The organism is Chamaesiphon polymorphus CCALA 037 (genome assembly GCF_003003845.1).
GTDB lineage: Bacteria > Cyanobacteriota > Cyanobacteriia > Cyanobacteriales > Chamaesiphonaceae > Chamaesiphon > Chamaesiphon polymorphus.
Genome location: NZ_PVWO01000164.1, coordinates 1 through 10901 on the forward strand (window position 1 = coordinate 1; position 10901 = coordinate 10901).

The following is a 10901-nucleotide window of genomic DNA, read 5'->3' on the forward strand; positions in this document are numbered from 1 at the left end:
GTCCTGTCCTTATCAGTCATTGGAGCTATTCTCCCTAGTAGGATACTCGCGCAAGATCTGCCATCCGCTCCCAATCGAAATCTGAGCCAGGTGAAGATATTCGGCGCGTATCAAAGCCAAATCTGGAGCGGCGGTAGCTTCGTCTCTGGCACCACAGAATTTGTCACGGCGCGGGATGGTTCGATAAGTGGTAGGTACACCCTGAACGAATCAACAGGTGGCGTTACTGGCACATTATCTCAATGCAAAACGATGAGAGCGCGCGCGATGCAATGTGTGTGGATCGATCGCTATGGCACTGGCAATCTGGAGATGACATTCTCAGAAAACTACACTAATTTTGTCGGCTACTGGGGCACAGATCGATCGAAACCAGAATACGTCTGGGTTGGCGCGCGCTAGTCCACCCGCCGAGTTCTTAAACTAACCTACAAAAGGTCAAAAACAATCTTTAAAGCGCGATCGATTTTTTCCATAATTTCTAACTAATCGCTCATTTCGGCCAGTCCGCACTCGCTGCGGCTGTCAGTTGTTGGAGTTCTTCATCCTCTGCATACAATTGGGCATACAAATCGGCAGATTGCTCCAACTCTTGCCGTTCTAGCTCTTGGGCAAGTCGATCCAACGCCAAGCGGACGATCGAGCTTTTATCTTTGAACCCACGCTCTTTGAATTGTTCGAGAAAATCGATTTGCGACTGCTCTAGCGTAAATTTTGCTTGTGCCATCAAGGTTACTCTTAAGACCTTAATTTAGGTGCTCTTTATATGTCCTTAATCTAAGGTCTCGATCGCGATCGTGTCAAGGCTACTGAATTTAGACTCGATCGAACAATTCGATCGAGATCGGAATCGGCTCTCTTACTTCAGAGACTGCGCCAACAATCGATCGCATTGAAAACCACAAAGATTTCTCCAGAATCTCTATTAGACAAGCTTGCCCTTCAAAAATGTCTACGCTTCAAATCTAGACTCATAGAAAATCTAAAATATTCTTAAAGAGGCTTAAAACTATAACAGCTAAAATTCGATCGTTGGGTTGCCAGTCAATGAATGAATCGCAATTTCCGCGTTTAGATTATCGTCTCAACTTCCAGCCGCATTCCTGCCTGCTGTAGCCGTTGTACCAACACATCGCCCAAACCAGTTGCTGGAGTCAAAATGCCACCCCGCTGTGCGCCTCCTGGCAACCTGTCGAAATCTACGGCCAAACACAATGCCGACTCGCAGACAAACTTAACCGTCGCGCGATTGCCAGGATCGCCCACATCGGCAATCAGCCCCCGCACCCGTTGCCCTTGGCTGCCCCATCCCAACAGTTCGCACCGAAACCAACCCTCATTCATCGTTTGCTCCGTCGGCCCGCTGCCAACTTTTGGGAGAATCGATTCGATGAGATGGCGCAGCGGCGGGATCGCGATCGCGCCCCCAATTATCGCCATACCCCCCACCATTGCCGCAGACTGAAGCCATGCCAAAGGCGGGTTGAATTTACAGTATTCTTGATAGCTAAAATCCTTACCGTAAGATTCTTGCCATCGATTCTCTTCCAGAGACGCTTCGCGATCGAATAATGCCCAACTGCGGCGGACGATGCGCGTGTTTACCACACCCATAAAAAATGGCGCAACCCAAGTCTCCATCTCGGCATCGTATTGGGGCGAAGTAGGATCGCGATGTTTGTTTATATCTGTGGGGACGGATTCCGGCGGGTTGAGTAAAAACGGATTGCCTAGTTGCTCTAATTCGCCGCTATCCAAAATATTCAAACCACTAGCCAGCGTCCCGCCATTAAAACCACCAGCCGCCTGATAATAAGCTTTGACTTGAGTACAGTCGGTACCCAGTTCTCGCTGGAGATATCGCACCAGTAAATAGGCACCCAAATCGGAGGGGACAGAATCAAAGCCACAGCAGGGGATAATCCGCGTCCCATCGGTGGCGGCTTGGACGTGATATCGATCGATTAATCCCTTCACCCACGGCGTTTCGCCTGTTATATCGACATAATGGGTACGGTAACGAACGCACGCATCGACGATCGCATTGCCATACAGCGCAAATGGCCCAGCCGTGTTTAATAATACCCGCGTCTGGGAGACGATCGCGTCGATGGCGGTTTTATCTTGACTGTCAGCGACGAGAATATCGACATCGATGCCTACTTCTGCCTTGACTGATTCTAGCTTGCTACGATCGCGACCTGCGATCGCCCAGCGCACCTTTTCACCAGCACGTTCGGCAAAATACCGGACAGTTTGTTTGCCCACAAAGCCACTGGCACCGTACAGCACTACATCATAATTGGTTTCACGCATGACCTGACGATCGCCTATTGACTAATTGTGTCTGAGTTCTATCTCTACTATAGTCCGCCTCGATTTGGCAGAAATCAGCCGATCGATTTGGATGACAGAATTGGGTCGAACGTTTACTCAAATTTCAGAGTAACTATGAGATAAACTACAAATAGCATCAAATCGCCTTAACATGTTTCCGCAACAGATAATCGAAGAACTTCTCAGCGTCGCTCACGTTCAAGCTGTCGCCGCTAGAGCTGGAGTTAGTATTTCCACCTTCGACAAAGACTTTGGTATTGATGGCACCTTTCGCCAGATTACATCCATTGGCAATCGGCGATTTACCAGCGGGTATGCTCTAGACTTTCAGCTTAAAGCCTCAATTAATTGCTTCCTAGAACCAGAATATATCGTTTACGATCTAGAAGTGAAAACTTACAACGATCTAGTCCATCGCCGCCAAGCTAGTGATGCTACTCCTTGCCTTCTGATTCTCAAAGTCTTACCTTCAAATGCAGATCGATGGTTAACCACTACTGAATCGGGCTTATTTATGGGTGGAGCGTGTTATTGGGAGTATCTACGGGGCGAACTCAGCGAAAATAAACAATCGGTGCGAATTCGGATCTCCAGAACACAAGAACTTTACCCCGAATCGTTGTTAATGTTAATGACATCTGCCGTGAATATGCTGTTAGCGGAGAATGGATATGTTAGAAATTAGCCCTCAATTACTTAAAGAAGCCAAACTATCGGTAGATGATATGGCAACTTGTTTAACCGAGCATGGTTGGAAGAAGGTGCCAAATCAAAACCAACGGGTAACGATCTTTCAAGGAATTAATGATGATTTCGGCAACCCGATCGTTTTAACTTTGCCCCGAAATGATGGCTTTGGCGATGCGCTGCGCCGTTTGTCAGAAGCAGTGAATTTAGTTGCCTTTCTCGAAGATAGATCTCCTGAAAGCTTAATAATAGATCTTCGTGCTAGATCTACAAATCATCAGATCTAGCGATTTTACGGATTCAGAAACCCGACTTTTTCCAAAAAGTCGGGTTTCTTGGCGAAGCTAGCTCTCTCGCAACCTAAAGCAGCCGACGACAATATCGGTAGCTCTTACGCACGACATCTAGCAATGGGTAAGGAATCCGCAATTTTAATGGCTGGATAATTGGTCGATATAGCCAATAATAAGCTCGTTTTAAGTCCCGCCATTTGAGGCAAGTGCCCTGATGTAAAAAGTCGGAGACATCCACGACGAATCCTCTGCCTTTATACATCATCACATTCCGCCCGTGTACGTCAAAGGGGTTTAGCCCTCGCGCGCGCGCATCATCCAAGGCTCGATCGATATCGGTAATAACTTGCGGCGGGATACTCAACCCCTGATGCACGCTGTCATAGAGAGTGGTGCCATAGAGCCGTTTGAGTACCAAGAAATTTTCGCCAGCATACAGACATTCCGAGTAAGCTGGGTGAGTGCCCAGTCGCCGATACACCTCAATTTCTTCTTCAAAACCAGCCATGCCAGGAGCATAAATCTTAACCACTTGTTGGGGATAGTCGGGATGAGCGAATACTGCGGCATAATTGCCAGCACCCAATTTCCGCCAGGGACTTGGTACTCGATCGACCACCACTGGATTGTTGTGGGTAGAATTATTGTGGAGTATAAGCTGTGGCAATAATTCTCGATCGATGCACTGGACGAGTTGGTGTAAGTGCGATCGATCGAACTCTGGATTTGCCGATTCGTCAATGTGAGGTGGGCGTAAGGTCACGATGATCGATATTATGTTCGACGATCGCCATTATCCAACATGGCTTTCCCTTCTGTCTACATAGCTCTATAAGTGTAAAAAATCGGCTAAAATAAAATCGTGTCGATCGGGTTAGATTCAGCTTAAGTAAACTTATGAGTATCAGTCTTACACCCGATCGAGAACAATTTATTAAAACCAAACTGCAAGCGGGAAAATACAACTCCGCTCGAGAAATCCTGGAAATTGCACTAAAATTGCTAGATGAGTACGACCGTGCCGATAGTGAGTGGAGTCGGCAAGTGGGCATCAAAATTGATGAAGCGATCTCTGCATCCGATCGAACACCACCGATTGATGGTGAAACATTTGTGAATGGAATTTTAGAACGTTTCCAGCAGATTCGTCAGGCATAGTTGATGAGTCGATCCATCTATGTTTGAGGATTCAAACTAAAGTATCTTCTAGATCGATCGCATCCCCCGATATCTGTAATTGTGCGGCCACTTTTGCATCTGTCACGGGATAAATCGTCTCGCTCGGTACGATTAATTTATCGAAATCCGCTAGATTTTGATATTGTTCGTAGACGAATTCAGAGATATCCTCGATCGAGATTATCCACTCCCGAGCATACGATTCGAGCATCTCCCCGCGCAAGCCTAATTGAATCGCTTTGCGCTCTAATTTGCCCCCAGTCGGGCTGTGGTCGGGATCCCATTGCAATCTGACGTTAGAATTACTTACGGCGCGTTTCCAATCCTTTTCGGTGGGGTAGAGATCGGAGTTGTAACTAGAACGGACGGCATTAGCCAAGATCGTATCGAAGGCTGCGCGCTTAATCTTAACTGCCAAAACCACCTCCTGACCCTCTTTCTGTCCCCAGCCGGATCGATACATCATCCACAAGAAATTGGGCTTAATCCAGCTCATCCTTGTCAGGCTGAAACGTTCGCCTCCGAAGTAGCCGTTAGTCGCTGCAAAATGTCCGATTTCGGGTCGATATGCCTGGTACACAATTACCCCTTCATCGTCAAACTGCGCTAGAATGTAACGACCGATTTTAGGCAATCCGATCTCTTGTCCCGTGTAACTGGTAGTAATAAGACGCATGGACGATAACGAATTTCAACTAGAAGCACCATTTAAACCCACTGGCGACCAACCTGCGGCGATCGAGCAGCTCGTGGCTGGGTTAAAATCCGAACAGCGGTTTCAAACCTTACTGGGGGCAACGGGTACGGGTAAGACATTTACGATCGCGGCCACGATCGCCCAGCATCAGAAACCGACCTTAGTATTAGCTCATAATAAAACATTAGCGGCACAATTATGTAACGAACTGCGGCAATTTTTTCCGCATAATGCCGTCGAATATTTTGTTTCTTATTACGATTATTATCAGCCGGAGGCGTATATTGCCGTCAGCGATACTTTTATTGAAAAAGCATCGGCAATTAATGATGAAATCGATATGTTGCGGCATTCGGCGACTCGATCGTTATTCGAGCATCGGCATGTAATTGTGGTGGCTTCGATTAGTTGTATCTACGGTTTGGGCACGCCAGCCGAGTATCTGAAGGCGGCAATTCCGCTGAAGGTGGGAATGGAAATCGACCAGCGGGAGATGTTGCGGCAATTAGTTTCAGTGCAATATAGTCGCAATGATATCGATTTGAAGCGTGGTAATTTTCGAGTCCGTGGGGATGTAGTGGAAATTGGCCCCGCTTACGAAGATCGGATTGTGCGGGTCGAATTTTTTGGCGATGAAATTGAAGCGATTCGCTATGTCGATCCGGTGACGGGAGAAATTCTCAATACATTAGGCGGTTTAAATATTTATCCCGCGCGGCACTTTGTGACGCCGGAAGATACTTTAGAAGCTGCATGTAATGATATCGATGAAGAGTTAAAACAGCGGATCGTCGAGTTAGAAACTAATGGTAAATTAATCGAGGCTCAACGCATCGACCAGCGGACGCGCTACGATTTAGAAATGTTGCGCGAAGTTGGCTTTTGTAATGGCGTGGAAAATTATTCTCGCCATTTAGCCAGACGTAAAGCTGGCGATCCGCCGGAATGTTTGTTGGATTATTTCGACGATGATTGGTTATTGGTAGTCGATGAATCTCACGTTACCGTTCCCCAAATTCGCGGGATGTATAATGGCGATCGAGCGCGCAAAACAGTCCTGATCGACCACGGTTTTCGATTGCCCAGTGCGGCAGATAATCGCCCGTTAAAGGCTGATGAATTTTGGGAAAAGGTGAATCAATGTATTTTCGTTTCGGCGACCCCTGGTGACTGGGAAATGGAACTCTCAGAAGATCGGATCGCTCAACAAATCATTCGTCCGACGGGAGTTATCGATCCCGAAATCTTCGTGCGTCCGACGGAGGGACAAGTAGACGACTTATTAGGTGAAATTCGCGATCGCGTTAAGCTGCACGAACGCGTATTAATTACCACGCTTACCAAACGGATGGCGGAAGATCTGACCGAATATTTTCACGAGCGGGATGTTAAAGTCAAATATCTCCACTCCGAAATTCAATCGATCGAGCGGATCGAAATCATTCAAGCTTTACAGAAAGGTGAGTTTGACGTATTAATTGGCGTCAACTTGTTACGAGAAGGTTTGGATTTACCGGAAGTATCTTTAGTCGCAATTCTGGATGCCGATAAAGAAGGGTTCTTACGTTCGACACGATCGCTAATTCAAACGATCGGACGTGCGGCTCGACACGTTCGCGGACAAGCAATCTTATATGGCGATAAATTAACCGATAGCATGATTGCCGCGATCGATGAAACCGAACGCCGTCGGGGGATTCAAATGGCACATAATAAACTCAATAATATTACCCCCCAATCGATCGTCAAGACAGGTAGTAATTCGATCCTCCAATTTCTCGATCTTTCCCGTCGTTTGAATGCCCAACAATTGGAGACAGTCATCGAGCATGTCGATGAATTATCGCTCGAACAAATTCCCGATCTCATCGTTCAATTGGAAGCAGAAATGAAAGTAGCCGCCAAGGAGTTAGAATTTGAAAAAGCCGCCACATTACGCGATCGCATCAAACAATTGCGGAGCAAATTAGTCGGCAATGTTTAAGTCGTAAAATACTGCTATAAGCGGGATTACTAGCCAGTTTATGGCAGGATGATATCTCCGAGCTGGCATGTAAGTTCGAGCATGAAAAGCTTGAGACTAAAGTTTTATTTCCCGCCAATCAGCCGAGTCACAATATCTCGAAATATGCTTGGTATTTGTAGTAGCCATAATAACTTTTTGTCCTGGGTTTTCTTTCTGTAATGTCAGACATTGAGCGGAAATAATTACGTCAATATCGATCTTTTTCTTATCGCTAGTAGGTCGCCCATCGGCTTGTGCATCAACCCACAACTGAGCGGCTAAAATCGAATCTTCTCTGGAAACAGCAATGAATTCTAATATTCCTCTAGCGGCGATATCGTCTAGTTCGATTAATCCTGGTGCAAGCTCAGTCGATCTGTTAGAAGGCTCCAGCAAGCCTCTACGGAATTCGTAGTCACAAAGTGTCGAAGTTACGACGCGAACTCCTTTAGATAGCAATCCATAAAACCACTGTTGAACCTGATAAGATTCATCTGATGACTCATCAAAACATTTCTTTGGTTTAGCAAGTAACCCTAGCACATTGGTATCTAGAAAAACAATCATTAATATTATTCCCTAGACTTATCCACCAACTCTAACGCACGTTCAAACTGCTTGTTAGATTCTTCTAATCGTTCTGGAGTAAGGCAATCTATTCTTGCTTGTCGGATACTTTTATAATTTTCTACAGCAGCATCTCTCTCTGATTGAGTCATTTTGGAGAAATTCAATACTCTCGGCTGTTTGCCTTCGCGCTTTTCCAAAATTTCTTCTATGCGAGCAGCATTGTCTACTATCTTGCCATAATTCTCAATTAGATCTAAAAATAAACGTGTAAAATTAACACTATACAGAACAGAAAGCCTCGACAACTCAAAACGAAGTGACACACTTATCTTACTAAGCTCGGGTAATTCCCTTTGCAAGCTACTTGAATAAGACAATAGACCCTCGCGCTGTTCGGAGTCTAAGTTAAGCCAGAAAGGAAGTTTCGCTGAATCTTCAGCTAGATATGCGTTTAAGCAGTGATTGTCAGCAATCATCAATACCCTCGCCGTTCTATCTCCTGGAGCGAATTTAGGATCTTCTTCAACTTTATTGAATAATTCTTCAATTTCGCTGTCGCTCCATCCATATCTGGATTTAGCCACACGCAGAATCTTTCTAGCGGTAGCTAAAGCTTTCGCAGAACCTGCCAGATTATCAATATCTCCATCGACATTTAATTCATCCGAGAGTAGCGATCTCGGATGAAGGAATCTCAGTTCAGGAATGGCAAACAGATCTCTATGAAAAGTAGCGATTGTCATGTAACTAATACGATCGATACAGATCTCAACTTTACTAATTCGTAAACCGCATGTCAATTGACGATTGCCGTAGATCGAGATATTGCTCGCGCTCTGGCCGCTCGGATTGGCAAGCGTAGCCCCGTCTAAGCCTGGGATATCCAAGCTCAAACCAAATGAGTTGCCTAAAATACCCAATCATAAACGAGATCGATCTCAAAGCTAAAATTTACACTCGTTAATTCGATCGTCTCTCCAGAACTATAAGAACTAAATTCCCACATTCCTACTGCTGGCTGTCGATATACGTCCAAGTGGACTCGATCGGTACTAACTAACACATATTCTTGTAAACTAGGCGATTGGCGATACAAGGCAAACTTATCGCCTCTGTCGTAAACTTCGGTAGTCGGCGATAAAACTTCGACAATCAGACAGGGATGACTGATAAAATTATTGGCACTGCGATCGTGAACATCGCCGCTGACGCTAAGATCGGGATAACAAAAAGAATTAGATTCTAAGGTTTGGACTTTGACATTTGCACCAAATACCCGACAAATGGTGCATTTCAAATGCTCTTGAAGCATAGTACTCAAGTTGGTCGTTGCAGTTATAGCTCGATCGAGAGCTTCATTGGCGATCGGACGAACTTTGCCATCGATAAATTCATAACGCAGCTCTTGTTTTGCCTCCCACTCTAGGTACTCTAAAGGAGTGAATTGTGGAAAATTTTCGGTTGCAGAAATCATTGAAGAGCGCACCTCTGATTCAAGGTTAGATCGGCGAAATTAGGTACTAGATTGCTTTTCCACTAATTGGGCTATTTTCGATCTCAAAACTCGGACATCACCAGATGGAGCTAGTACTGTTTCTCGATCGTTTTTTACTCTGAGAAAGTGTTCTTGCAATGCCAACTGTCTAATTTGTTCGTGTTCTTGACCTAAATGTTCCAGCACAAAATCAATAAGTTCGTCATTGGTAGCTCGATCGAATCGATCGGTAATATTCTCAGACATATCTTCGCTCTCCAATCGAATTGATGTAAATGATTATATGTTGTGTGGGAAATTCTCTAGGCTGGACGACAAGGCATAATTCCCCGTTAGGCAGCATGTCAATTAATCGGATATAACATCTTAGTTGTGCTGTTAGCTCGCGCCCAATTAAAAATAGTTCTCTAAACTGGTTTGGCGTTGGCTCCATCGCTGCATATTTTACCTTATAGGTCTAGTTTAGCTCATTGAATCGATCGAGTTGTCTTGGCGATCGCATCCAGCCACCCATTCCATAGTCTTGAAACGATCCCTACGAAAGGTTACTTTAAGTTAAAGGAGTTACAGGAGATCCAAATAGATGCAAACTCGCAAACTTGGCGACAAAGGACTGGTGGTTTCGGCTCTAGGATTGGGCTGTATGGGCATGTCGGGGGTGTATGGTGTTGCCGACGAAGCAGAGGCGATTGCTACTATCCATCAAGCCATCGATTTGGGTGTCAAATTCCTCGATACCGCCGATGCCTATGGCAAGGGGCATAATGAAACGCTAATCGGCAAAGCAATTGGAGATCGTCGTGAAAAGGTCATCATTGCCACCAAATTTGGACTCAGCGACGTCAGCACGGGCGGATATACCATCCCCGTCAACGGCCGTCCCGAATACGTGCGCTCGGCTTGTGAGGCTAGTTTGCGACGATTGGGAGTAGAAACGATCGACTTATACTACCAACATCGCGTCGATCCGAATACGCCTATTGAAGATACCGTCGGGACGATGGCGGAATTAGTCACAGAAGGTAAAGTCCGATTTTTGGGCTTATCAGAGGCATCCGCAGCCACGATTCGCCGCGCTCATGCCGTACATCCGATCGCTGCATTGCAAAGTGAGTACTCGCTGTGGAGTCGCGATGTGGAAGATGAAATCTTGCCGACTTGCCGCGAACTCCAGATCGGATTCGTGCCCTGGAGTCCCCTCGGACGTGGCTTTCTCACTGGGGAAATTAAGACTTTTGACGATTTAGAACCAAACGACTGGCGACGCACCTCACCGCGCTTTCAGGGAGAGAATTTCGATCGCAATTTAGATTTAGTTGCACAGGTACAGCAGATGGCGCAGGCTAAAAATTGTACTCCCGCTCAACTGGCGATCGCCTGGTTGCTCCAGCAGGGCGACGATCTCGTACCGATTCCTGGTACAAAGCGCGTTTCCTACCTGCTCGAAAATCTCGGCGCATTAGATGTCAAATTAACAGATGCAGAACTCGATCGGATCGATGCAATTCTCCCCAAAGGTGCCGCATCCGGAGATCGTTATCCCACCGCCATGATGCAAATGGTAAACCTCTAAAAAATCCCCTCCCAGGAGGGGTGCCCGCAGGGCGGGGTGGGTGCGCCATCTCCGCAGCACCCGAT

The 10901-nt window shown here is 46.2% G+C and carries 14 protein-coding genes; 6 read left to right on the forward strand and 8 right to left on the reverse strand.

All coding sequences use genetic code 11. The features are described from left to right. Positions 1 to 402: hypothetical protein (locus C7B77_RS13900; RefSeq protein WP_219892151.1), on the forward strand; the 402-nt coding region annotated here is incomplete at its 5' end. 91 nt (positions 403 to 493) lie between these two features. Here the strand turns inward: C7B77_RS13900 and C7B77_RS13905 are convergent. Next, the gene (locus C7B77_RS13905; RefSeq protein WP_106305668.1) at positions 494 to 727 is read right to left on the reverse strand and encodes a hypothetical protein; all 234 of its coding nucleotides are present in this window, start codon (positions 725 to 727) and stop codon (positions 494 to 496) included. Positions 728 to 1071: 344 nt separating this feature from the next. After that, entirely contained in the window at positions 1072 to 2316 is a 1245-nt protein-coding gene (locus tag C7B77_RS13910) for a saccharopine dehydrogenase family protein (protein ID WP_106305671.1), read from the reverse strand. Positions 2317 to 2488: 172 nt separating this feature from the next. Here C7B77_RS13910 and C7B77_RS13915 point away from each other — a divergent pair, with 172 nt between their 5' ends. Both C7B77_RS13915 and C7B77_RS13920 read left to right on the forward strand, forming a co-directional pair. Further along, positions 2489 to 3022: a DUF4365 domain-containing protein gene (locus tag C7B77_RS13915; RefSeq protein ID WP_106305674.1), complete on the forward strand. Its 534-nt coding sequence runs from the start codon at positions 2489 to 2491 to the stop codon at positions 3020 to 3022. Further along, on the forward strand, positions 3009 to 3311 hold the full coding sequence (locus C7B77_RS13920) for a hypothetical protein (RefSeq protein ID WP_106305678.1): 303 nt from the start codon (positions 3009 to 3011) through the stop codon (positions 3309 to 3311). The genes C7B77_RS13915 and C7B77_RS13920 overlap by 14 nt, the downstream gene beginning before the upstream one ends. A gap of 73 nt (positions 3312 to 3384) precedes the next feature. On the opposite strand, the gene C7B77_RS13925 is transcribed toward C7B77_RS13920, so the two are convergent. Further along, a complete protein-coding gene (locus C7B77_RS13925; protein ID WP_106305681.1) occupies positions 3385 to 4080 on the reverse strand; it encodes a serine/threonine protein kinase in 696 nt (231 codons plus the stop codon). A 134-nt stretch (positions 4081 to 4214) separates the two neighbouring features. On the opposite strand from C7B77_RS13925, the gene C7B77_RS13930 reads away from it, so the two are divergent. Continuing rightward, positions 4215 to 4475 (forward strand): ribbon-helix-helix domain-containing protein, encoded by a 261-nt coding sequence (locus C7B77_RS13930; protein WP_106305684.1) that lies wholly within the window; start codon positions 4215 to 4217, stop codon positions 4473 to 4475. 31 nt (positions 4476 to 4506) lie between these two features. On the opposite strand, the gene C7B77_RS13935 is transcribed toward C7B77_RS13930, so the two are convergent. Next, positions 4507 to 5172 carry a DUF4291 domain-containing protein gene (locus tag C7B77_RS13935; RefSeq protein WP_106305687.1) on the reverse strand — a complete coding sequence of 222 codons (666 nt, stop codon included), beginning with the start codon at positions 5170 to 5172 and terminating at the stop codon, positions 4507 to 4509. On the opposite strand from C7B77_RS13935, the gene uvrB reads away from it, so the two are divergent. Beyond that, a complete protein-coding gene (gene uvrB / locus C7B77_RS13940; protein ID WP_106305690.1) occupies positions 5171 to 7177 on the forward strand; it encodes an excinuclease ABC subunit UvrB in 2007 nt (668 codons plus the stop codon). The two genes, C7B77_RS13935 and uvrB, sit on opposite strands and share 2 nt — an antisense overlap. Before the next feature lie 96 nt (positions 7178 to 7273). On the opposite strand, the gene C7B77_RS13945 is transcribed toward uvrB, so the two are convergent. From C7B77_RS13945 to C7B77_RS13960, 4 genes are all read right to left on the reverse strand, one after another. Then, positions 7274 to 7765, reverse strand: coding sequence for a type II toxin-antitoxin system VapC family toxin (locus C7B77_RS13945; protein WP_106305694.1), 492 nt, complete (start codon positions 7763 to 7765; stop codon positions 7274 to 7276). A 5-nt stretch (positions 7766 to 7770) separates the two neighbouring features. Further along, entirely contained in the window at positions 7771 to 8511 is a 741-nt protein-coding gene (locus tag C7B77_RS13950; RefSeq protein ID WP_146138320.1) for a hypothetical protein, read from the reverse strand. A 164-nt stretch (positions 8512 to 8675) separates the two neighbouring features. Then, positions 8676 to 9242, reverse strand: coding sequence for a Uma2 family endonuclease (locus C7B77_RS13955; RefSeq protein WP_106305700.1), 567 nt, complete (start codon positions 9240 to 9242; stop codon positions 8676 to 8678). 39 nt (positions 9243 to 9281) lie between these two features. Then, the gene (locus C7B77_RS13960) at positions 9282 to 9509 is read right to left on the reverse strand and encodes a hypothetical protein (RefSeq protein WP_106305703.1); all 228 of its coding nucleotides are present in this window, start codon (positions 9507 to 9509) and stop codon (positions 9282 to 9284) included. 337 nt (positions 9510 to 9846) lie between these two features. On the opposite strand from C7B77_RS13960, the gene C7B77_RS13970 reads away from it, so the two are divergent. Then, positions 9847 to 10836: an aldo/keto reductase gene (locus tag C7B77_RS13970; protein WP_106305709.1), complete on the forward strand. Its 990-nt coding sequence runs from the start codon at positions 9847 to 9849 to the stop codon at positions 10834 to 10836. Positions 10837 to 10901: the final 65 nt, after the last annotated feature.